The sequence below is a fragment of the Burkholderia sp. LA-2-3-30-S1-D2 genome, from assembly GCF_001523915.2.
Taxonomy (GTDB): Bacteria; Pseudomonadota; Gammaproteobacteria; order Burkholderiales; family Burkholderiaceae; genus Burkholderia; species Burkholderia diffusa.
In genome coordinates this window covers 1340128-1363518 of record NZ_CP013383.1, presented here as the reverse complement: position 1 = coordinate 1363518, position 23391 = coordinate 1340128, and the positions used below count along the sequence as shown (strand labels likewise).

Sequence of the window (23391 nt, the reverse complement as noted above, 5' to 3'; positions counted from 1 at the left end):
GATCTCTTACAAATGGTCTGCTGGAAGGCCGCCGCGCTGCATCGTTTCCACCGCTGAACTCGGGACGATCACAATCGTGGAGTTTTCCCCTTGTCCGAATTTGCGCGGCCACCTCTTTGCCATCGTGGCTCCCCCCCACCGAAGCGATTTGACGTAAGTCAACGGGCCGGGAGCCGCCTCTCGACGTTACTCATCGCGTCAAGCAGGCGGTAATCGATCTTGGGTGGACGCACGGTCCCGACGTCACTGCGTCGTCTGATGTCGGTGATCTGCCGACTTCTTGGCGTCTTTGACACCAATCAACGCACGACTAGACTCAAGGTTCGATAGTTTCCATGGTTGCCGTTGTGGCGATGAAGATCATTGACGGCCTGTCGATGAGCCAACGATGCGGCAGCCTCGACCTGGGCTTCGTGAAGCTACCTGATGCAACAAAGGCGCGTGTCGTGCAACGAACTCAGTACGCGCCTGCATCACGACTGTGGCCTATTCCGCGTGTCGGGCCCGAGCGACGACGTGCGCGCCTTGTGAGCCAGCAATCGACCATCTGCGCGAGAGCCCATCGACTTGTTTGTGTATCGCATCGCACGGGAGTTGGCTTCGCTTACAGCCACCGTCCGTGGCCTTGTTTCGCTTTTCTTCACCGCTGGCATTGGCGGACACGCGCGCGATTCGGCGCCGGGTTTGCGAGGATGCCTCATGGCTAGGCCTCGGTTTGAGCGATCGTGCATACGCTTCCGGCGGCCCGTGTGTCCCCCCTGCTGGAAGTCGCATGTCAGTTTGGGCGATTCCGACGGATGAGGACTTGATGTTTGCGCGGCACACCCGGGCGGTTCTCGGGGTATAGCCCGCTAACGACAAAATTCGGGTATCGCCAACACGAGCGGCCCGTGCGGTGCTTGGAGAATGTCACGGATAGGAACGAGGTAGGCCGGCTTGTACAGGAGAAATTGGCATGAAGCAGGAACAGATAATGCAGGAAGATCGTGAGATCGAGACCAAGACTCCTCTTGCCACTGACGCCAAAGGTCTGACGGAGACCGAAGCGGCCCAAGGGCTCATCCAGTATGGCGAAAATGTGCTCACCGAGCGTCACGTCAGTGCGCTCGGGCGGCTCGCTCACTTCTTTTGGGGGCCGATTCCGTGGATGATCGAGGCGGCCGCGGTGCTTTCAGCGGTGCTTGGACATTGGGCGGATCTCGCCATTATCCTCGCGATGCTGTTTATCAACGCGGGGGTCGGATTCTGGCAGGAATTCAAGGCCGACAACGCGATTACGCTGCTGAAGCAACGGCTCGCGCTCAAGGCACGGGTACGCCGTGACGGCACATGGAAAGACATCGAGGCGCGATTGCTCGTTCCGGGCGACGTCGTGAATGTGAAGCTCGGCAATGTTGTGCCGGCCGATCTGAAGCTGATCGACGGCACTTACCTGAGCGTTGATCAGGCGGCGCTGACCGGCGAATCGCTGCCGGTCGAAAAAAAGGTGGGCGACGACGTCTATTCCGGGTCAATCGCGAGACAAGGCGAGATGAGCGGGGTCGTCACGGCCACGGGGATGAACACTTTTTTCGGCAAGACGGCCCATCTGGTTCAGCAAGCCAAGTCCGTATCGCACTTCCAGCGCGCCGTGCTGCGGATCGGCAACTTCCTGATTATGGTGACGGTGGGCCTGGTTCTTGTCATCGGGATCGCCGCCCTATTTCGTCACGATCCGATGGTCGAAACCATCCAGTTCGCCCTCATCCTCACCATCGCCTCTATCCCTGTCGCGCTGCCGGCTGTGCTGTCCGTCACGATGGCAATCGGCGCGGAAAAGCTTGCCAGATTCAAAGCGATCGTCTCGCGTCTCGTCGCCATCGAAGAGATGGCCGGTATGGACATGCTCTGCAGCGACAAGACCGGCACGCTGACCAAAAACGAACTGACTCTGGGCGATCTGGAGCCAGCGCCGGGGGTTGCGCGCGACGACCTCATTCTGGCAGCCGTACTGGCATCGCGGCGCGATGCGCCTGACGCAATCGATGCGGCCATCCTCGCAGGCGTTTCATCCAATCAGCAACTCGGCAGCTTTACGGTGAAGGCTTTCCGTCCGTTCGACCCCGTGGTGAAGCGGGCAGAAGCAGACATCGAACAGGGCGACCGCAGCTTCAAGGTCGCCAAGGGTGCGCCGCAAGTGATCGTCGAGCTTTGTGAGCCGGACGACGGCCAGCGTAAGGCGATTTCAGCGTCTGTCGATCGCGACGCAGCGCGGGGGTTCCGCACCCTCGGCGTGGCGCGTACGGATGAATCCGGCACGTGGCAATTCCTCGGACTGCTACCGCTGTTCGATCCGCCACGGGACGATTGTGCCGAAACGATCGCGACGGCTCGCTCGATGGGTGTCGACATCAAGATGGTGACGGGCGATCACGAAGCGATCGCCAAAGAGATTGCCGGGCAACTCAAGCTCGGACAAAACATTGTCGTTGCCGATTCCGTCTTTGGACAAGACGATGCAGGCGAGCAGCTCTCACGAATTGTCGCTGCGGATGGGTTCGCACGCGTTTTGCCCGAACATAAGTTCAAGATCGTCAAGGCGCTGCAGGATGCGGGCCACATCGTCGGCATGACTGGGGACGGGGTGAACGACGCGCCGGCCCTGAAGCAGGCAGATGTCGGCATCGCGGTCAGCGGGGCAACCGATGCCGCGCGAGCCGCGGCCGACCTCGTATTGACGGCACCTGGTCTCTCGGTCATCACGACGGCAATCGAGGAGGCCCGTCGCATCTTCGAACGCATGAACAGCTACGCGATATACCGCATTGCCGAGACGATACGGCTCTTGCTTTTCATGACCGCGAGCATCCTGGCTTTCAACTTCTACCCGGTGACCGCGATCATGGTCGTATTGTTGGCGTTGCTCAACGATTTGCCGATCATGATGATCGCATACGACAACGCACCCCTGGCCGCAAACCCGGTGCGCTGGGACATGACGCGAGTGTTGACCATCGCGTCAGTACTCGGCGCCTACGGCGTCGTTGAGAGCTTCGGTCTGTTCTGGATCGTTCGCGACTATCTGCACCTGTCCTTGCCGGTGGTCCAGGCACTGATCTTCCTCAAGTTGCTGGTCTCGGGCCACATGACGATTTATCTGACTCGCAACAAGGGGGCCGTGTGGGAGCGCCCATGGCCGAACTGGAAGCTTGTCGTTCCGTGCGAAGCAACCCAGGTCGTCGGGACGCTGGTCGTGGTCTATGGCGGGCTGATGGCACCGACCGGCTGGCCGCTCGCAATCATGGTCTGGGGCTACGCGATTAGCTCGTTTGCGGTGGCGAGCGGGATCAAGATCGGTGTGTACCGGCTACTCGAGCATCGCCCGGCGCGGCAATCCCGGCATCTCGCTCGGATCGAGGGTTCTCTGATCGGCCATGTCCCTCATCATCGGTAGCGTGTCAACTTTGGGCGGATAACGCGCGTGCAGCAGTGACGAATCGGGCGAGGTGAGCAATGAAGCGAATATTGGTGGCAACAGATGGGTCAGCGGGCGCGGATCGGGCCATTGAATATGCTGCGCGAACGGCGAAAGACTACGGAGCCGAGCTCTTGATCGTCAACGTCATTGGCGGCTATGGACTTCCGGACAAAGTATTCATGGCCTTCTCGAGCACGCAGCAAATCTGGCTGAAGGAGCTGCTCGAATCGGTGTCGGCCGAACTCCTGACAAAGGCGAGAGACCTGGCGTGGAGCGTCGGCGTCACGACGATTCAACTCGAGTCGCGCACCGGAGATGTTGCACAGACCGTCATCGAAATCGGGCAGCAAAAAAGCGTCGACCTGATCGTCGTCGGCAAGCGCGGTGCCGGGGCAATTGCCCAATTGCTGCTCGGCAGTGTCTCGCAAAAATTGGTAAGCCTTGCGCCCCTGCCCGTCACCGTCATCCCCTGATGCTGAATTGCCGATCGTTGGATGGAACACCCTCGCAATCGGGCCTCCCGAAGCGTGGATCGGCGGCCGGCACCGATCGCGATCGCCTGAGTGCCAGGTGGCCCTGCCGTGATTGAATCTACTCGCAACGTATGAGAGAAAGGACCTGCCATGCCGAACAAACTATCCGTCAAATCTACTGATCTTGCGTTATCGAGCGTACCGGCGTTCTGGCCGATGGCCATGGCTGCCGCGCTGTTCGAGCAAGGGGTGGACCTGTATGCGAAGAACCTCAAGTTCGTCGATGAAGAAATCAAAATCCACGAGGAACTCAGGCCTTCCCTGGCGACACCCAATCGGGTCCGGATCGATCTCCGCACCATGGTATTGCGCGAATATGGAAAGCCGGGCGGGATACCGACGCTCGTCGATGCCCCTCATGCGGGGCATACGGCCATGATCGCCGACTACCGGGATGGGCAAAGCCTGGTGCAGACGCTTCTTGCGAACGGCATTGGGCACGTGGCACTCACGGACTGGAAGTCGGCGACGGACGACATGAAGGATCTGGAGATCGACAACTACCTGGCCGAGATCGTCGTGGCCATCGACGATCTCGGCGGCCGCGTCAATCTTGTCGGGTTGTGTCAAGGGGGATGGGTATCGGCGATGGTCGCCGCGCGCTTCCCCGACAAGGTCAATTCGCTCGTGCTTGCGGGGGCGCCCATCGATACGGACGCCGGTAACGGGCCGATTACCCGGATGGTGCACGAGTCTCCGTCGTCCTTCTACGAAGAGCTTGTCGAGCTTGGCGGCGGCCTGATGAGAGGCAAATTCATGTTGCAGGGGTGGAAAAACATGCACCCCGAGCAGCACTACGTTCAGGATCAGATCGATCTGTATGAAAACATCGACGATCCCGCATACGTCGCCAAAGTGGAAGCCTTCGAGAGCTGGTATGAAAATCCGATCGACCTACCGGGGCGCTGGTACCTGCAAGCGATCAACCAGCTCTTCAAGGAAAATCGGCTCACGAAAGGAACGTTCGTCGGGCTCGGCCGCAAACTCGACCTGCGCGACATTACATGCCCAACCTATCTATTGGCGGGAGCCGCCGACGATATTACGCCGCCGGAGCAGGTCCTGAATGCCGAGAAGCATCTAGGCACACCCAAAGACCGCATCGTCAAGAAGACCGCACCGGGAGGGCATATCGGGTTGTTCATGGGTGCGCGAACGCTCAACGAGCATTGGCCGAAAATCGCAGAATGGATTTCAGCGCAATAACCACGATTATGAAGATCAACTCCGATGATTTCCGCGTGCGTGAGGGTGAGAAGGTTGACCTCACGAAGTGGCCGACACGCATCAAGCCCGTCTGCAAGTCGAAGGACGAATATCACGCGATGCTCGCTGGCCACGTGACGAGGCTGAGTGAACTGCAAAGCTTGCTCTATGCCGACAACCGCTATGCCGTGCTGTTCATCTTCCAAGCGATGGACGCCGCGGGTAAGGACGGAGCGATCAAGCACGTGATGTCTGGCGTCAACCCGCAGGGCTGCCAGGTGTTCAGTTTCAAGCATCCCAGCGCGGAGGAACTTCAGCACGATTTCCTCTGGCGCACCACTCGCGACCTGCCCGAGCGCGGCCGCATTGGAATCTTCAACCGCTCCTACTACGAGGAAGTACTGATCCTGCGCGTACATCCCGAGATTCTGCGCGGCGAGGGTCTGTCGCCCGTGGCAGGGTCGGGAGAGGCCGTCTGGAGAGGCAGGTATCGTTCCATCACCGAGCTCGAGAGCCATCTCCATCGCAACGATACGCGCATCGTGAAGTTCTTCCTGCATCTCTCGAAAGAGGAACAGTGCAAGCGCTTTCTCGCTCGCATCGACCAGCCGGACAAGAACTGGAAATTCAGCACAGCCGACATCGAAGAGCGCAAGTTCTGGGCGCAATACATGGTCGCATACGAAAAATGCTTCAGTGCGACGAGCACCGAAACCTGTCCTTGGTACGTTGTGCCGGCAGATGATAAAGAGGATGCGCGGCTTGTCGTATCGCAGATCGTCCTCGACACGCTCGACGCGTTGCACTTGCGGTATCCCAAGACATCCGCGAAGCGGCGAAAGGAGTTGTCGGCGATTCGCAAGCAGCTCGCTAAAGACGACGACACGTCAAATTAGCCGTCAGGTCGGAATACTCGTGCTTGCTCGTTTGCGCGCGAAGCGCGAGGAACACGGGGCTCGCGTTCTGGTGAAGAATGGGCGCGAACACGGTGACGGTATGGGCGGTACGCCGCGACGCTGGGCGCTAGCCTGACCTGCCCCCTACAAACAGGGCCAGCCGGAGTCTAGTAAAGTTCGTTTTCGGAGAAGAAGACGGACATGAAGAAGCGCTTTACGGAACAGCAAATCATCGGGTTTCTGAAGGAAGCCGAAGCCGGTATGGCGGTCAAGGAACTGTGCAGGAAGTACGGGTTCAGTGACGCGTCGTTCTACACCTGGCGCGCGAAGTTCGGCGGCATGGAAGTCTCGGAAGCCCGCCGGCTCAAGGACCTCGAGGTGGAGAATGCCCGGCTGAAGAAGCTGCTGGCCGAAGCAATGCTCGATATGGAAGCGTTGAAGGTCGTCGTCAAGGGAAAGCCCTGAGCCCGCAAGCCAAACGCGAAGCAGTGTCGGCGATTCGGGAGAAGGTCAATATCTCCGAGCGCCGCGCCTGCCGGCTTGTCGGGCTTTCTCGCAGCGTGCTGCATTACGACGCGAAGCCGGACCACGAGAATGAGCTGCTAGCGGCGCGTCTGGTGGAATTGGCACACGAACGTCGTCGATTCGGCTACCGTCGACTGCACGCCCTGGTGGAGCGCGAAGGCACGCACGCCAATCACAAGCGCATCTATCGCCTGTACCGTGAGGCAGGGCTGGCTGTGCGGCGCCGTCGCAAGCGCCATGGCGTCATGATTGAGCGCGAGCAACTGGCATTGCCGGGCGCGCCCAACGAGGTGTGGTCAATCGATTTCGTGATGGATGCGCTTTCCAACGGCCGTCGCGTGAAGTGCCTGACCGTCGTCGACGACTTCACGAAAGAGGCTGTCGACATCGTCGTCGACCATGGCATCTCAGGCTTGTATGTCGCTCGGGCATTGGACCGTGCAGCTCGCTTCCGTGGCTATCCCAAGGCGGTGCGAACAGACCAGGGACCCGAATTCACGAGCCGCGCGCTTGACCAGTGGGCATATGCGAACGGCGTCACGCTGAAGTTGATTCAGGCGGGCAAGCCAACGCAAAATGCGTACATCGAATCGTTCAACGGCAAGTTCCGCGACGAATGCCTTAACGAGCACTGGTTCACGACGCTCGCGCACGCTCGGGCTGTCATCGCGGCATGGCGTCAGGACTACAACGAGCAAAGGCCGCACAGCGCACTGAACTACCTTGCGCCGTCAGAGTTTGCGGCGAAACACCGGGCAACCGCGGATGCTCCTGCCGCTTTCCAGGAGCTGGTTTAACAGGACTTTGCTAGAAGCCCATTGGCCCTATTGAAGGGGGCAGGTCAAGCCATCGGCAATCAGCGTCGGCGCCTCATGCTCGCGGGGCGCATGATGTGTATTAGCCGGGACTTGATCTGACAGGTAGTCGGGCCGCGAGCGCGTTGCGGCGCGCCTGGTTCGGCCACGCAAATGGCGGCGGCATGAACGCCGACACCGCGCGCTGCGCGTCTTCCAGGTGGACGTGCGGCTCAGACCTGAACCCGAAATTGGTCAGGTCCGTCTCGAACTGCAGGTGCGCGGATTGGTTCGGCGAACAGCGCCGCAAAACTTTGCGTGCCGTGCGCAGCGCGCCGGTCCGCCATCCAGTGCAGTTGGCCTAGCTTGCCTTTTCTGAAATGCCAGTCTGGATGGACCAGCCCGGGTGCGTTCCGAGCGGCCGGCTGGCGATCTTCGCCCTGCCGCAATGACTGAACGAGTTACCGTAGGTGCAGAGCACCAACAGCGACTTATGCTCACCGACGCGATTACGACCACAGATTCGGAAGCCCCAGACTGGTACCGGGAGTACTTAATCTGGAACGCCCCGAATCCCGATCGGCCGGAGCTTGGGCATCGTTGACTCATGTCAACGGCGACCAGTCGCATGGGCATAGATTCAATTTCAACGGGAGACCCCTATTCCCGGAAAAGGAGACCACATCATGGATACGTTCCGGAAGTCCATCGTTTCGGCGATCATGGGCACGGTGCTCGCAATTGCCATCGCGCCTGTTCTGGCTCATGCCGCCGGCCCAACCGCTCACATCACGGTCTACGTTCTGCGCGGCGAGCAAGCGCCGAAGGGGCCCGATGGGCACGGACACGACATGATCGTGCCGGCCAATGTCGTGCTCAAGGCGGGCCAGCCGGTCGATCTCACCATCGTCAATTATGACGAAGGTCCCCATACGATCACGGCCGAAAAAATGAACTTGAACGTCATGATCGCCCCAGGCCATGAGCATGCGGATCAAACGGTGACGCCAGTGACCACGCACTATTCGTTCACACCGGCTAAAAAGGGTGTTTTCAGGTGGCATTGCCTGACTCCCTGCGATAAGGGAGGCCACTACTGGGCGATGTCAAAAGGCGACGGTGGCGACGACCAGGTCGGCTACATGGCGGGCTACTTCATCGTGATGTAAGTTCCAAACGCTGCGGCCATCACGCTGGCGCGGAGCCGACGATGGCTGCGCGCCAGAGCCGAAATGCGGGCAATCGTGGCGAATCTGATCGACTAGTTGGAATCGGGTACCTCATTCGCCCAGCGCGCGCTCTTGCCCCGATTTGACGTCGGGGGTACTTGGAGACTTGCCTATCGATGCTCATCGATCACCCGAGTTCTTCTCGTCAATTCAACTCTGACCAAGAGCACCGTGTGAGGCACGCGGCATTTTCGGCCCCTCATCCGAAGTCACCTGTCGGCGATATAAGCCGGCTTCATCGAACGGATATGACATCAGGTGGATTTGCTTTCGATTATCCACGCTCGTGCCGCCACGCTGTCGCCACTCGCAAATACCCGCACTTCCCCCGGGATCACGAATCGAAACGCCGCCAAAGCAAATCGAACCCATTCAACGTCCGTCACGACAGCAATGCGTTCCCATTGTGTGATGTGCTGAACGCCAAGCTTGAAGTCTTCCCAGGCTGCGCCAGGATCCATGCCTGAGAAATCAGAGCCCAGCTCGTAATAACAGCGCACCTTCCTGTGAGCGGCCAAGATCTCCGTCATTTTGGGGATCAGAATGTCCTCATAGTCCTTCCTGGTCACCTGTCCCTTGGCCACAAAGCCGACGACACCCGGTGGCATCTCATTGAGAATCTCGATCATCTCAGCTCCTTTTTCAGGCCCGCTCAGGTCAGCCGACAAGTTTGCCCTCGCTGCGGCCGGCACGATCGTTATACACCCGGGTATGTGCGAGCGCCACACGAAGCCTGAGCGTCCGACGACGGTCGGCGCCCCGCCCTCACGGAACGATCGCCGCCGGTACCGGCACAAGGCCGACGAACAGTTCGTGACACCCTGCCAGACACCAAGCTGATCGCGGCCGCGTAAGATCAACCGTTCAGTTCCCCGAGGACATCAGGCACCTCAAGGATGCGCGATCGAATCGCCAAACGCTTCGTCGCGCTCTGCCTCATCGGACAGCAGGAACTCACGTCTCGCATCTTCAATCACGCGGCGGACATAGGCGTCGTGACCCGGCTGTCCGACTGTCTCCATATCCCAGTTGCGTTCTTCGGCGTCCGTGGGGTGAGGCTTTGGCAGCGGGATGGATACCTGCATCGGATCGTTCCCGCTGCCGTCACGGACGCGCTTGGACACCTCGTCCCGGATTTGTTCGGCGGTGAGCAGAGTCTTTGCCATTTCTTCCTCCCGTTCTCATCGGTAGTGCTGAAGCGTCGCTACCGGGTAAGCTTCAATCGGCGGATGTATGTCTATCCCCAGCGCTCAACGCACGATAAACTTTCCGAACATGCCTTCCTCGGCGTGCTGCGGCGTCGGGCAGACATACCAGTATGTGCCGACTTCATCTGCGACAAACGTTGTCGACAGCTTTGCGTAAGTAGCCTGCTTCAGAGTCTTCTTGCTGCGCCACGGCAGTAGCGGCATGATCCGGGCGAGCCCCGGTCCGGTTGCCATCATCGCCATGTACGGATAGGGCGGCGGCTCCGGCGTCAGGATCAAGCCATGTTCCATGTTAGCTCCGAAATCCATGTTCACCAGATTGAGGTGAACCACTGCCTTGGCTGGCACGATCAGCGTGGGATTCGTCAAGCCGCGAACTTCGAACGTCTGGTCATCATGTCCCGGTTGAACGGCGATCATGTCGATCGTGACGTCCGGTGCATCGAAAGTGACTGTGTTCGTTTTGATATCGACCCTGCCTTGACGATCGCCGTCGCGGATGAAGGCCTGAACCTGGTCGTATGTCATTGACTCGCGCCCCCAACCACCGCCGCCCGGGCCGTTGGAGAAACCGCCCATCATGCCAGGTCCCATGCCGTAGCCGCCCATCATGCCAGGTCCCATGCTGTAGCCACCCATCATGCCCCACGCGTCTGAGTTACCCGAATAGCGCTGCGCCGACACTGGCATGGTGACGCCGAGCAACGTCATCGCCGCGGCCACGGCGAACACACGAATTCTAAAATTACTGGACATCATGTCCTCCTTCCACGCAGGGACTGGTTCCGCACGCAGGAACCCGAATGCTTCCGGTCGACGTGCCGCTTCTTGTACCCGCCTGCATCGATTTCGCCGCATGCATAGCGCTCGTCCAGAATGTCCAGCGCCGTGCCGTCACGGTCATGACGTTCTACACGCCTGAATGCGATACACCCGTGTGATCTTCAACACCCTTGACACCCGGAATACCCTCGGCCGCGACACGCATCGCTTGCACCTCGTTCGGTGCCCATGCGTAGTAACCCCAAAGGTGCACAATCCCGTTCTTGACGATCACGTTTCGACCGGGAAAGCTCCATTTATGACCTGCGATTTCGGCCAACAGCATGCCTCGAATCTCGCGGTCACTTAGAACCTGCTGCAGGTTGGGCGTTGATGGCGAAATTGCGAGCGCCTGAACGAGATTTGCCCGGCTTACGATCCCGACAACCTCATTGCCGCGGACGACGGGGACGCGCCTGATGTGTGCCTTCTCAAGAAGGTGAGCCAGTTCGTCGATGGGCGTCATCTCCTCGACGGTCACGACGTGTTTCGTCATGACGTCCTTCACGAGATGTGCGTGCGTTTTCACATAATCCGCAGCGTCGTCGCGGCGGGCTGTCAGCAAATCCAGCCACCAGGCGCGATGCGGCCTGTCGGTGTCGATCTCGACGCGCCGCACCAGATCCGACTCGCTGATCATCCCGATCAGACGTCCATTCTCGTCGATCACGGGCGCTCCGCTTATGCCGTGCTCGACGAGCAGCGCTGCTGTTTGCTGTACGGTCATATCCGGCTTTACGGAAATCACTGCGGGTGTCATGACATCTATTGCGTGCATTGTCAGCCTCCTCGAATCTACTTCAGGCAAGCGCCCTGCACGGCGCTTCCTGCATATCCGATATCGAGGTTAGGTAACCTGCGCATCGGTTCGTTGATATGAGTCAACGCCGTAGCCATGGCTCGCCATGCCGAATATCCCAGACGTTTCGGCTTGGCTGCGCACATAGCCAAGCCGCCTTGGCCGCCCCGCCTGTCGATGTGCCCTTTGATCACGATCAATCGTCGACAGGTTGCATCGCAGTAAATATTGGCTAGTACCTTATGCCCGAGACACAAATCAGTACGGCACCGAGCGGCACACGGACATCAACTCCAACAGCGAACAGAACTGATGAACACCGCATCGACCGACAACGCCTCCCTCCCGAAGATTCCAGGACGCGTTGTGGCAGTCCGTGGCGCAGTCGTCGATATCACGTTCCCGACCGGCATGCTGCCGCCGGTGGACACTTCAGTTTCGATCGAAGTCGATGCCCGCAACTCAATCATTGCCGAGGTACAAGCCCACCTGGATGAGCGGACTATCCGAGCACTGGCCATGCAATCGACCAGCGGGTTGCCGAGAGGGGCGGCGGCGAAAGCTTCCTGTCAGCCCATCGCGATTCCGGTCGGCAACGCTGTGCTTGGACGCCTGATCGACGTGATGGGTACGCCTGGCGACATGGGTGAGCCGCTTCCTCTCGATGTTCAACGCCGCCCCATCCACCAGCCACCGCCGGCATTGTCTGAGCAGGACAGTGCAACCGGCATATTCGCGACTGGCATCAAGGTCGTCGATCTCCTCGCCCCGCTCGCCCGGGGTGGCAAGGCGGCGATGTTCGGCGGCGCCGGCGTGGGCAAGACCGTTCTCGTCATGGAGTTGATTCATGCGATGGTCGAACGCTACAAGGGGATTTCCGTGTTCGCCGGTGTCGGGGAACGTTCGCGAGAAGGCCATGAACTGCTGGTGGACATGCAGCATTCCGGCGTGCTGCCAAAGACCGTGCTCGTGTACGGTCAGATGAACGAACCCCCAGGGGCGCGCTGGCGTGTTCCCCTGACCGCCTTGACCGTTGCAGAATATTTTCGCGACGAACAGCACCAGAATGTGCTGCTCCTGATGGACAACGTATTCCGCTTCGTCCAGGCCGGCGCCGAAGTATCGGGTTTGCTCGGGCGACTCCCGTCACGCGTCGGCTATCAGCCGACGTTGGCGAGCGAAGTCGCGGCGTTGCAGGAGCGCATCGTTTCCGTTGGCGGGGTCTCGATCACGGCGATCGAGGCCGTGTACGTTCCGGCGGACGATTTCACGGACCCCGCTGTCACGACCATCGCCGCGCACGTCGACAGCATGGTCGTTCTGTCGCGCACAATGGCCGCCGAAGGCATGTATCCGGCGATCGATCCGATCGCATCGTCGTCGATTCTGCTCGATCCGCTGGTGGTCGGAGCCGAACACGTCCAGGTCGCAACCGACGTGCGGCGCACGATCGAGCACTACCGCGAGTTGCAGGACGTCATTTCGCTGCTCGGCATCGAGGAACTGGGAGCGGACGACCGCCGGATCGTCGGCCGGGCCCGCCGTCTGCAGCGATTTTTGACCCAGCCGTTCGCCGTCACCGAAGCGTTCACGGGTGTGCCGGGCCGCTCCGTCACGGCCGACGACACCATTGCAGGATGCCGCGCGATTCTGGACGGCGAATGCGACGCATGGCGGGAACAATCGCTATACATGGTCGGAACGCTGGACGAAGCACGCGAGCGGGAGCGGGAAACGTCATGAGCACGGGGCTTCACATGACCATCGCGACGCCCGCAGGGATGCTGGTCGATTCACCTGACGTCGTCGCCTTCCGTGCGGAGGATGCGACCGGCAGTTTCGGTGTTCTGCCCGGGCATACGGATTTTCTGACCGTGCTGTCACCCTGTGTCATGCGTTGGCGCACTGCAGACGGCACACGCCGGTTTTGTGCGGTGAGCGGTGGAGTTTTACGGGTCATCGACGGAAAAGACATCAATATCGCGTGCCGTGACGGAGAACTCGGCGATGCACTTGAGACACTGGAAGCCCGCGTACGGGAAAGCCGCGAATCACGTCTCGATGCGACGCGTAGAGTGCGAGTCGAGCAAACGCGCCTCAATGCCCAAGCCATTCGGCAGATACTGAAGTATCTGCGTCCCGGCACACCGGGCGCAGCCGTACGCGCGGACGGTACAAACGAGGGCGCCGGCCATGAGCGGTGATCCCGGAAAAGAGTCGCCTGCTCGGCCCGGTCCGGAGGCGAAAACTCAGGAGCCCGACGCGCCGGTACTTGAACAGACCGCGCAACGCGCCGTTCAGCGAGACAGGCAGGCACGTGACGTGCCGGAGCCGACACTGGGCTCCAGACTCGGGCAGATCGGAATGCTCGGCTGGATTATCGTGATTCCGGCCTTGCTGGCGTTATGGCTGGGCCATTGGCTCGACCGGCATTTTCAAACCGGCGTGTTCTTCTCCGCGCCACTACTGATGCTGGGTGCGGCGTTCGGCCTGTGGTCCGCATGGCGCTGGATGCATCGCCAAGGTCCAGGGAGCTGAAACATGATGCCAATCCAGACGTTGTCGGTTCCCGTCCAGACTGCCGCAGGCTGCTTAACCGGTGGGGCCGTCGGCCTTGCCTATTTTGCGTCGCTGCTCGCCAACGTGCGCTGGTACGTACGGGATGCAATCAGCATCGCCATCATCGTGCATCTCGTTCGTTTCGGCATGATCGCCCTGGTGCTATTTGGGCTGGCGCAAATTGGATACATCGCGTTGCTGAGCGGCCTCGCCGGCATCATGCTCGCTCGCCGCGTGATGATCCGGCTGCCGGGAGGTTCGTCATGATGCATTCACCGCTCATGACCGAACCGCTGTTTCGCATCGGGGAGGTGCCTGTCTCTACGCCGGTGGCGACCACCTGGGCGCTGATGGCGCTCATTGCCGTCGCCGCGGTAGCGATGCGACGCCGGCTGTCGCTGACCCCGGGCAAACTCCAGACCGCCGCCGAGTTGTTCGTCTCGACGCTCGACAACCAGTTGCGGGACACGATGCAAGTTGAACCTGCGCGTTGCCGGACGTTGCTCGGGACGTTGTTCCTGTTCATCCTGACTTGCAACTGGTCCGGCGTGATCCCGGGTGTCGAACCCCCTACCGCCCATCTTGAAACCGACGCAGCCCTTGCCGGTGTCGTCTTCGTGTCGACGGTGTTCTACGGCATCCGCGAACGCGGTCTCGCCCGTTATCTCGCATCTTTTGCACAACCGACCTGGATCATGATTCCGCTCAATCTGGTCGAGCAGATAACCCGTACCTTTTCGCTGATCGTGCGCTTGTTCGGCAACGTCATGAGCGGCGTGTTCGTGATTGGCATCGTACTGTCGCTCGCGGGCCTGCTGGTTCCGATTCCGCTCATGGCGCTTGACCTGCTGACAGGTGCGGTTCAGGCATACATTTTCACGGTACTCGCGGCAGTCTTCATCGGCGCCGCGCTCGGCAGCGAAGGCGCGCCCGCGTCGCATCCACCGCAAGGAGCATCATGAACAACTGGATTCAAATCGTAAGCATCGTCGCGGCAGCCATTGCTGTTTCATTCGGCGCAATCGGCCCGGCACTGGCTGAGGGCCGCGCCGTGGCCGCCGCGATGGATGCTTTGGCACGCCAGCCTGAATCGGCTGGCACGATTTCACGAACGTTGTTTGTCGGTCTGGCGATGATCGAAACCATGGCGATCTACTGTCTCGTGGTCGCCCTGCTCGTTCTGTTTGCCAATCCGTTTACCAAGTAAGCATTGGCCATGCGAATCGACTGGTGGACACTCGGCTTCCAGACGATCAACGTCCTCGTCCTGATTTGGCTGCTGTCGCGCTTTCTGTTCAAGCCGGTTGCCAAGATCATGGCGGATCGTCAGCAAGCCGCTGCGCGTCTTCTGCAGGACGCATCGGCCGCCCGCGACGCGGCGCAGCAGGATCGCGACAAGGCGGCGAGAGATGTTGCCGAGCAAGAGGCAACTCGCCTGAAACGATCGAGTGCGGCCACAGTCGAGGTCGAGCGCCTTAAGGCATCGCTGCTCGCCGACGCACGTGCCGAGGCCGATGCGCTGAGAAAAGCCGCCGAGGCTGAAGTCGAAGCGATGAAGAAGGAGGCGCGCCGTGACAACGCGGCACGGGCCAGCCAGTTTGCGATCGACATCGCGGCCCGATTGCTCACGACACTCCCTGCCAGCACGCTGGTGGAAGGATTCATCGAGCCACTCGCCGAAGCGGTCCGGGCACTGCCTGCGGAGGACCGCGCACGCCTCGGCCGCGACGGTGAAATGCCGCGCCTGATTGCCCCGCGTACGTTGCGGGACGACGAGTTGGCTCGCTGTCGCTCGATGCTCGCAACGGTGTTGGGTTACGACACGCCGATACAGGCTGACGTCGATCCGACTTTGATCGCAGGGCTCGAACTCGTCGCGCCCCACGTCATCGTGCGAAACAGCTTTCGACATAGTCTGGAATCCCTGAAAAGCGACCTCATTTCCCATGGCGACGAACGAAACGCGTGAAGGCACCGCCGATGCGTGGCTGGCGCACGGCAGAACCGTGCTGGCGGCGCTGAATCTCGCACCGCAGGCGGAATCGGTCGGGCGCGTCGAGCACATCGCTGACGGCATTGCACGGGTGAGCGGCCTTCCGCATGTTCGCCTGAACGAGTTGCTGCAATTTGACGGAGGACAGTTCGGCTTCGCGCTGAAGCTGGACGTCGACACGCTCAGTTGCGTGTTGCTCGACACCGAAAGCGGCATTGCGGCCGGCACGCGCGTCTCGGGTACCGGCCGCGTCGTCGAAGTGCCGGTGGGCTCGAACCTACTCGGGCGCGTCGTCGATCCGCTCGGGAGGCCACTCGATCGCGGCCAACCGCCGAAATGTTCGTCGTCCCTTCCGATCGAACGCGCCGCGCCGTCGATCATCGAACGCGCAGCGGTCTCTCAACCTGTCGAAACAGGCATCCTCTTGATCGACGCGCTTTTCGCGATCGGCCGCGGACAGCGCGAGCTGATCATCGGCGATCGGGCAACGGGCAAGACGTCCATCGCGGTCGACGCGATCGTCAACCAGAAGCATTCCGACGTGATCTGCGTGTACGTGGCGATTGGCCAGCGGGCCACCGCAGTCGAACGCGTAATCGATGCGGTTCGACGGAACGGCGCACCGGAACGCTGTATCTTCGTCGTCGCATCGGCGGCCGATCCGCCCGGTCTGCAATGGATCGCACCGTTCGCCGCGTTCAGCATTGCGGAATACTTCCGCGATCGGGGTCAGCACGCACTCGTGGTCATCGACGATCTGACCAAGCACGCCGCAACGCATCGTGAGCTGGCGCTGCTGGCACGAGATCCGCCCGGGCGAGAGGCCTATCCTGGCGATATCTTCTACCTGCATGCCCGCCTGCTCGAGCGGGCCGCCAAGCTATCCGAGGAGCGCGGAGGCGGCTCGTTGACCGCGCTGCCCATTGCGGAAACCGATGCCGGGAATCTCGCGGCGTACATTCCAACCAATCTGATCTCGATTACCGATGGGCAGATCGTTCTCGACTCCCACCTGTTCGCGGCCAACCAGCGTCCCGCCATCGATGTCGGGCTCAGCATCAGCCGAGTCGGCGGCAAGGCCCAGCTTCCGGCACTGAGAGCTGCCTCTGGAAGGTTGCGACTCGATTACGCACAGTTTCTCGAGCTCGAGATGTTCACGCGCTTCGGCGGGCTCAGCGATACGAGAATCAAGGCGCAAATCGCTCGTGGGGAACGCATTCGCGCATTGATTGCGCAACCGCGATTCGCGCCGCTGCGCCCGGTGGGCGAGATCGCATTGCTGTTTGCGCTGGCCGACGGCGTATTCGATGCATGCGCACCGTCGGCGATCGCTGCGGTGCGAGTCGCTCTTCCCGCCCGCCTCGATTCGACCGGTATCGCGACAAAGCTCGGTCCCATGCTCATTGCCGGCGACAACGTGTCATCCGATGATCGCACCGAGCTCATCCGCATCGTCCGCGATCTCATACCGCAATCCGCGGAAATCCGGAGCGACCGATGAGCAATCGGCTCGGCGACGTTCAGAACCGACTGGGTACGGTCCGCGAACTGGAATCCGTGGTGAGCGCGATGCGCGGCATCGCGGCGACACGAACGCGAGAAGCACTCGCACGCCTGCCGGGAATCCGGGCATGCGCCGATCTGATCGGCCTTGCGATCGCTGACGCGATGAGCATTGCCCTACTACAGTCACCCGAGAGCCCGAGGTCGCCGCTTCCGGACGACACCCATGTCTATATCGTTATCGGCGCGGAACACGGCTTCGTCGGCACCTACAATCAACGTGTGCTTGAGGCAATCAACCGGCCGGCAACCGGAGCCGTCGAGTATTTCGTCGTGGGCGATCGCGCACGAAGTACGGCCGACGAATTCGGTCTCCCGGTGGTCTGGTCATCGGAAATGATCGTTCACGCCGATGCCGTGCCCGATCTCGCAGCAAAGATCATCAATGCGCTGTATCGTCGCCTGCGTCGCGGCAACGCATCGCATGTCACGCTCGTGCACGGTGTACCACAAGCGATCAGCGAAGCGGCCATCCTGACGACATCGCTGCTGCCCTTCGATTTCCGGCGTTTCAAACCGGTCACGCGCCCCTTTCCGCCGGTTGTCACGCTCCCGATTCAGCAACTGCAGGAAAGACTGGCCGAGGAATATGTCTACACGCAGGTTTGCGAGGCCATCATCCTGTCGTTCGCGGCGGAGAACGAAGCGCGCATGCGCGCAATGATCGCGGCGAAACGCAATATCGACGACACCGCGCAACGCCTGAACCGGGACTATCACCGCTTGAGGCAGGAGCAAATCACTGCCGAAATCGTTGAACTATCGACCGTTGACGGGGGCTTTGCCTCATGATTCACGACGGGATTGCAATTGATTGCCCCGAGATCGCCGTCGGCCGCCGAAGAAATGGTACGCGCACCGTGGGATCGCACCACCGATGCGGCCCGCTCCGAACATCGAGACCTTTACGTTTCCGCTCAATCGACTACCTTAGCTAGGCATACGGGGATTTTTGCAAACGAACCAACAAAGCGGCTGCATCCGATTCAGGATATTTCTCTCCTGCATGGCATGTGACGCGACAAATATTCGATGCTTAAGCGAAAAAATATGCTTGGCCACCGGCCGTGGCGCACAAAGGTCGTACGGTTGTCCAGTTGCGTGCCCTATGTCGGGCTGCTCATCGCGATGCTCATGACAGCAATATGTGCGCTCTCGTTGTATCAGAGTCGGCGCGACGCCACCACGTACACCCGCGAGAATCTCAGAAATATCGCGCTCATCGCACAGCGGGACATTGAGCGAAACTTTGAACTGTACGAGAGCTCGTTGCAAACGCTTGCTGGCAGGCTGGGAAATACCACGATCATGCGCATGCCACCGGCGCTTCGTCGGCAATTCTTGCTCGATGGTCTAACGAACTCGAGTACGCTGGGCTCCATCCTTGCCATTGACCCGACGGGACGCGTGATACTTGATTCCGAAGACGCGACGCCGCATGCAAGAAATTTATCCGATCAAATCTACTTCACGGCACAGCGTAATCACCCCGCACTGGGGTTTTTTCTCAGCCCACCTTTTCACTCCAGGGCACGGCGCGGCGATTTATGTGTCGCTCTGAGCTTACGAATCCCCGCGCCAGCCGGCAAATTCGGCGGCGTCGTCGTCATGATCATCAGTCTCGACTATTTCCGCCAGCTGCTGTCGGTGCTTTCTCTCGGCCCCGGCGGATCAGCATCGCTCATCGGAAAAGACGGGCTCATGGTGATGCGCGTGCCATACCAGACAAGCGTCATTGGAAGAAATATCAGCGCCGCCTCCACATTCAAGCGCTTCATGGCCTCGGATGAAGGATCGTTTAGCGAGATTGCAAGTCTTGACGGGGTACGTCGCCTTTACTGGTTTGCCCAAATGAGGCGCCTGCCTTGGATCATCATGGTCGCGGCCGCCCATGACGACATCTACCGCCCCTGGAGCAAGCGTGCGGCAACCATCGGGGCACTGGTGTTGTTGCTCGGCGCGCTGATTTTCGTCCTGTCCTATTTGCTAGGCGTACAACTTCGGCGAAGGGCACAAGTCGAAGCCGAACTGCACTTGCTGGCGGACACCGACGCGCTGACCGGTCTGAGCAATCGCAGGAGGCTGGACAGAATCCTCAAGGCCGAATGTCATGAGGCAATCCGCGCGCGGACGCCAATTTCATTGCTGTTCATCGACCTAGACAGATTCAAGGGTTACAACGACACGTACGGCCACGTGGCCGGTGACGCAGCACTTGCAGCCGTTGCGCGATGCATTGTCGAAAACCTTCGACATCCCGGCGACAATGCATGTCGGTACGGCGGCGAGGAGTTTGTAGTCGTGCTTCCGAACGCAACCGAGCGGCACGCGTACGACGTGGCCGAGCGGATTCGAACTGCTGTCGAAAACCAGAATCTTGCGCACGCGCTCAACGAATCGGGGTGCGTGACAGTCAGTATCGGCATCGTGACGTGGTGGCCGGATCGGGGCGATGACCTCGCGGCTTTGCTTCACGCTGCCGATTCTGCCGTCTACCGTGCAAAAGCCCGGGGCCGTAACCGGATCGTCGTCTTCAACGAATAGATGGCGACGTGGTGGTGCATCGCGTACCGCGCCACATCGGTTCGAGCCATCACGTCCGTCTCCCTCGCGGCTTGCAATACTGCGAAGCGTCGATCACGGCCCTCTCAGCGCCCGTCGTCAGGTCCCGACGCGTAGATCGAAAAGTATGCAGAACATCCTGTCGTCACCTTCGATGGGCCTGCCCGACGCCCTGATCCCGGTCTTTTAAGCGCAATTTAATACTCGCGACCTACGGTAAAACTGTCGCGGTATGGAAGCGCCGTAGCGTGTTTTTTGCCCGGTACGTTTGCCTCTGCGCGACAGGAGCGTAGTCATGGCAAGCATCGGATTGAAGCGTATCGCGGTCGCCAGTGTCGCAATTGCAGCGTTGTCGTCAAGTTGCATGTCGAAGGAGTCGCTTGCCCCGGCGCAGGCAACGCGGGCTCCTCAACGCGCGCTCTCCGCAACGTCAGACATGGCGGCCTATCCGGGAATCGTGTCTGACTTCGAGAACATAGCGAGGGTAGACGGGCCCGCTGTCGTAGCAGTCAACGCATCTCCACTCGACACGGCATCAAGTGTGAAGCAACTATGGCCTCCGCCAGGCGTCGGAAACGATCCGTTCCTTCACTTCTTCAGGGAATTCTCTCCCGCACCAGGCGACGATCGCGGTACCCTCGCACGACAACACGCCAGCGGCTTCATCATCTCGCCGGACGGGGACATCCTCACAGATGCCCGCGACATTGCCGGTGCCTCGAGAATCACCGTCTCCCTCGCTGATGGGCGAACCTATCGCGCCAAAGTAATCGGAAGCGACCCGGCAAGCGGCGTCGCGCTGCTTCAGATTCACGCGAAAGGGTTGCCGGTTGCCAGAATCGGATCGCCTTCGACGCTTAAAGCCGGCGAATGGGTCGCATCGATGGGTTCCCCATACGGACTCGGAAACTCGATCGTGAGAGGCATCGTAAGCAATACCTCCCGTCTGCTTCCTGACCAATCGTACGCTCCATTGATCCAGACCGATCTAACCGAGAACGCGGGCGATGGCGGTAGTCCGCTCCTGAACCTCAAGGGTGAAGTCGTCGGTATCGAAACGCCGCTTCCGGACGACGGCAACGCGTACCAAGGTCTGGCCTTCGCGATACCGATCGACGAAGCCATGAAGGTTGAACGCCAGCTGAAGTTGCATGGCAAGGCCACTCATGGGCGCATCGGTGTCGCAGTGCAAGACGTGACGGATCCGCTCGCCCGATCGTTCGGGTTGACGCGGCCGAATGGCGCGCTCGTCACGTCGGTCGACTCGGGTGGTCCTGCAGCAAAGGCAGGCTTGCGGGCAGGCGACGTCATCGTCGGCATCAACGGCACGGCAGTTGCGGATTCGACACATTTACCGGCGGCAGTGGCCGATCTAAGTCCTGGCGCCACGATCGATCTCGGCTACTGGCGAAATGGTGCTGTCCATCACGCGACGGTGGTTCTGTCGTCGATGGACTCCCACGGCCTTCCCGTCTACACGATGAATCGCGTGTCCTCCGGCACATACGGACTGGGGGTACGCAATCTGACTGGTAACGAAGAGCGGGCTGCAGGTGTCCAGGGTGGCGTACGCGTCGAGCAAAGTAGCGGGCCGGCTGCGCTCGCTGGAATCGAACCGGGCGACATCATTCTGAGGATCAACAGCACCCCGGTGACGAGTACGGCCCAGTTCATCAAGAACATCGTGCATTCCGCTCATAACGTAGCGCTCCTGGTCGACCGGAACGGCACGCGAATGTTCGTCACCATGGATGTGAGCTGAAGAAGTTTCGGAGCACACGCGTCGACATGGAGCACACCAGGAGGCAGTCATGAAGTTCTCGTCCAGAATGGCGCGCGGCGTCGCGACAGCCGCGATTGCCGTTTTCGCTCGAAGCGGGTTGGCCGCAGAGCTGACGTCGCTTCCACCTCCCGAAAATTCGGGCAAGGTTACCTATCTGTCCGGAGGAATCGGGAGTGACCAATCGGCCGCGATCAAACAGGAGATGCCCAAATACTCGCTCGCCCTCGAGTTCGCGGGGCACACGAGCAGCGGGAACGAGTATTTGGCAGACATCCCGGTGCAGATCGTCGACGCACATGGCAACACCGTGCTCTCGACGGTGACCGCCGGACCATTTCTGCTCGTATCGATGCCGGCCGGGCACTATGCCGTGACGGCCACTTATCACGGGAAAGTCATGCGGCGGAGCGTCGCCATACAGGCGTCTTCGCATTCTCACGCGGTGTTCGTCTGGACAATGTGATCGACACGGGGAGCCGTGCTGCCCCGTTCGGCTACCGTTTCAGGAACAGCAGCAGTGAAGGCACGAGCGCCCTTTTGTCTCGAAGGAGTTGGCATGGACGAGAAGCCGATTGAGGCTACGGGACCAGACGTCAATCGCCGTCGTTGGCTCATCGCGACAACCGTCGCGGGTGGCGTCGGCGGAATTGCAGCTGCAATTCCCTTCGTAGATTCGCTGACGCCGCCTGCCAGCGCGCTCGCCGCAGGAGCTCCGGTCAAGGTCGACATCAGTCAGTTGTCAGAGGGCGCGATGTCGACGGTTGCATGGCGAGGGAAACCGGTGTTCATCGTCGACCGATCGCCGGCCATGCTCGCAAGCGTCGTCAAGGCGACCCCGCTGGTCGCTGATCCGGACTCGCTCCATACGTTTTCGATGCCGCTGCCGAACTATTGCAAAAACCCGTTTCGCTCGCGGCCCGACCATCGGAACATTCTCGTCGTGGTCGGCGTTTGCACGCATCTCGGTTGTACGCCAACCCCCAGGTTTCAGTCCGGACCTCAGCCAAACCTGCCCGACAACTGGCCAGGTGGCTTCCTGTGTCCATGCCACGGATCAACCTACGATCTGGCCGGACGCGTATTCCGCGACAAGCCGGCACCGCAGAACCTCGACGTGCCGCGCTACATGTTTTTGTCGCCGACCGAGCTATTGATCGGTCAGGACGAACACGGGGCAGCATAGTCCGGAATAGTCCTTCGCAGACGTCCGTTTCCTCCACTCGACATCGACGTTTGGAGCGAGTAGCAATGTCAGTGCCAGTTACCGTTCGAGGGTAGGTATTTCCTCACTCCGCAAATCTTTAGGCGTCAACCCGGCGCTGCCATTCGTCTTTTATGTCACACTGTGATGCAATCCCCTGTTCCGACTTCTGCCACATCGCGGGAGGGCAACACTAATGACCGGTTGGCAAATAACGGTTACGGCGGGTCTCTGCGTATTGCTTATAGCGTGTTCACGCCG

The 23391-nt window shown here is 60.3% G+C and carries 22 protein-coding genes and 1 pseudogene; 19 read left to right on the top strand and 4 right to left on the bottom strand.

Translation table 11 applies throughout. The annotated features are described in order from the left end of the window. The first annotated feature begins 955 nt into the window (after positions 1-955). From WS66_RS06310 to WS66_RS06285, 6 genes are all read left to right on the top strand, one after another. Positions 956-3433 carry a plasma-membrane proton-efflux P-type ATPase gene (locus WS66_RS06310; RefSeq protein WP_059599354.1) on the top strand — a complete coding sequence of 826 codons (2478 nt, stop codon included), beginning with the start codon at positions 956-958 and terminating at the stop codon, positions 3431-3433. Positions 3434-3492: 59 nt separating this feature from the next. Next, complete coding sequence (locus tag WS66_RS06305) at positions 3493-3930, top strand: universal stress protein (RefSeq protein ID WP_059599353.1); 438 nt, start codon at positions 3493-3495, stop codon at positions 3928-3930. A 150-nt stretch (positions 3931-4080) separates the two neighbouring features. Next, entirely contained in the window at positions 4081-5196 is a 1116-nt protein-coding gene (locus tag WS66_RS06300) for an alpha/beta fold hydrolase (protein ID WP_059599352.1), read from the top strand. Between the two features lie 8 nt (positions 5197-5204). Continuing rightward, positions 5205-6092 (top strand): ADP-polyphosphate phosphotransferase, encoded by an 888-nt coding sequence (locus tag WS66_RS06295; RefSeq protein ID WP_059599351.1) that lies wholly within the window; start codon positions 5205-5207, stop codon positions 6090-6092. 201 nt (positions 6093-6293) lie between these two features. Continuing rightward, a protein-coding gene (locus WS66_RS06290) for an IS3-like element IS407 family transposase (protein WP_108064606.1) occupies positions 6294-7414 on the top strand; the annotation gives its coding sequence in 2 pieces (ribosomal slippage) (positions 6294-6552 and positions 6552-7414; 1122 coding nt in all). Positions 7415-8097: 683 nt separating this feature from the next. Then, complete coding sequence (locus WS66_RS06285; RefSeq protein WP_059602283.1) at positions 8098-8580, top strand: hypothetical protein; 483 nt, start codon at positions 8098-8100, stop codon at positions 8578-8580. Positions 8581-8894: 314 nt separating this feature from the next. Here WS66_RS06285 and WS66_RS06280 read toward each other — a convergent pair whose 3' ends face one another. The 4 genes from WS66_RS06280 to WS66_RS06265 form a co-directional block, all read right to left on the bottom strand. Continuing rightward, positions 8895-9269, bottom strand: a complete 375-nt coding sequence (locus tag WS66_RS06280) for an STAS/SEC14 domain-containing protein (RefSeq protein ID WP_059602343.1) — start codon at positions 9267-9269, stop codon at positions 8895-8897. 261 nt (positions 9270-9530) lie between these two features. Next, the gene (locus tag WS66_RS06275; RefSeq protein ID WP_059602287.1) at positions 9531-9806 is read right to left on the bottom strand and encodes a hypothetical protein; all 276 of its coding nucleotides are present in this window, start codon (positions 9804-9806) and stop codon (positions 9531-9533) included. A gap of 84 nt (positions 9807-9890) precedes the next feature. Next, on the bottom strand, positions 9891-10607 hold the full coding sequence (locus WS66_RS06270) for a hypothetical protein (RefSeq protein WP_159086522.1): 717 nt from the start codon (positions 10605-10607) through the stop codon (positions 9891-9893). Between the two features lie 151 nt (positions 10608-10758). Next, positions 10759-11448, bottom strand: a complete 690-nt coding sequence (locus WS66_RS06265; protein ID WP_059602295.1) for a CBS domain-containing protein — start codon at positions 11446-11448, stop codon at positions 10759-10761. 333 nt (positions 11449-11781) lie between these two features. Between WS66_RS06265 and atpD the strand changes: the two genes are divergently transcribed. The 13 genes and pseudogenes from atpD (at position 11782) to petA (ending at position 23112) form a co-directional block, all read left to right on the top strand. Next, positions 11782-13212, top strand: coding sequence for a F0F1 ATP synthase subunit beta (atpD, locus tag WS66_RS06260; protein WP_059602297.1), 1431 nt, complete (start codon positions 11782-11784; stop codon positions 13210-13212). After that, on the top strand, positions 13209-13673 hold the full coding sequence (locus tag WS66_RS06255; protein WP_082728935.1) for a F0F1 ATP synthase subunit epsilon: 465 nt from the start codon (positions 13209-13211) through the stop codon (positions 13671-13673). Before atpD ends, WS66_RS06255 begins: the two co-directional genes overlap by 4 nt. A 118-nt stretch (positions 13674-13791) precedes the next feature. After that, positions 13792-14007, top strand: a pseudogene (locus WS66_RS34860) (AtpZ/AtpI family protein); the annotation flags it as partial. Between the two features lie 3 nt (positions 14008-14010). Continuing rightward, complete coding sequence (locus tag WS66_RS06245; protein WP_059602305.1) at positions 14011-14295, top strand: N-ATPase subunit AtpR; 285 nt, start codon at positions 14011-14013, stop codon at positions 14293-14295. Then, positions 14292-14990: a F0F1 ATP synthase subunit A gene (locus WS66_RS06240; protein WP_059602308.1), complete on the top strand. Its 699-nt coding sequence runs from the start codon at positions 14292-14294 to the stop codon at positions 14988-14990. The genes WS66_RS06245 and WS66_RS06240 overlap by 4 nt, the downstream gene beginning before the upstream one ends. Continuing rightward, positions 14987-15235, top strand: coding sequence for a F0F1 ATP synthase subunit C (locus WS66_RS06235; protein WP_059602310.1), 249 nt, complete (start codon positions 14987-14989; stop codon positions 15233-15235). Before WS66_RS06240 ends, WS66_RS06235 begins: the two co-directional genes overlap by 4 nt. 9 nt (positions 15236-15244) lie before the next feature. Then, complete coding sequence (locus WS66_RS06230; protein ID WP_059602313.1) at positions 15245-15997, top strand: F0F1 ATP synthase subunit B family protein; 753 nt, start codon at positions 15245-15247, stop codon at positions 15995-15997. Continuing rightward, entirely contained in the window at positions 15975-17522 is a 1548-nt protein-coding gene (locus tag WS66_RS06225; RefSeq protein WP_059602316.1) for a F0F1 ATP synthase subunit alpha, read from the top strand. Before WS66_RS06230 ends, WS66_RS06225 begins: the two co-directional genes overlap by 23 nt. Continuing rightward, positions 17519-18376, top strand: coding sequence for a F0F1 ATP synthase subunit gamma (locus WS66_RS06220; protein WP_059602319.1), 858 nt, complete (start codon positions 17519-17521; stop codon positions 18374-18376). The genes WS66_RS06225 and WS66_RS06220 overlap by 4 nt, the downstream gene beginning before the upstream one ends. Positions 18377-18616: 240 nt before the next feature. Further along, the gene (locus WS66_RS06215; protein ID WP_082728936.1) at positions 18617-20128 is read left to right on the top strand and encodes a sensor domain-containing diguanylate cyclase; all 1512 of its coding nucleotides are present in this window, start codon (positions 18617-18619) and stop codon (positions 20126-20128) included. Positions 20129-20441: 313 nt separating this feature from the next. Beyond that, on the top strand, positions 20442-21908 hold the full coding sequence (locus tag WS66_RS06210) for a PDZ domain-containing protein (RefSeq protein WP_236872930.1): 1467 nt from the start codon (positions 20442-20444) through the stop codon (positions 21906-21908). Between the two features lie 49 nt (positions 21909-21957). After that, positions 21958-22392, top strand: a complete 435-nt coding sequence (locus WS66_RS06205; protein WP_236872929.1) for a carboxypeptidase regulatory-like domain-containing protein — start codon at positions 21958-21960, stop codon at positions 22390-22392. Positions 22393-22485: 93 nt separating this feature from the next. Continuing rightward, a complete protein-coding gene (gene petA, locus WS66_RS06200) occupies positions 22486-23112 on the top strand; it encodes a ubiquinol-cytochrome c reductase iron-sulfur subunit (protein WP_059602329.1) in 627 nt (208 codons plus the stop codon). The last annotated feature ends 279 nt before the right edge of the window (positions 23113-23391 follow it).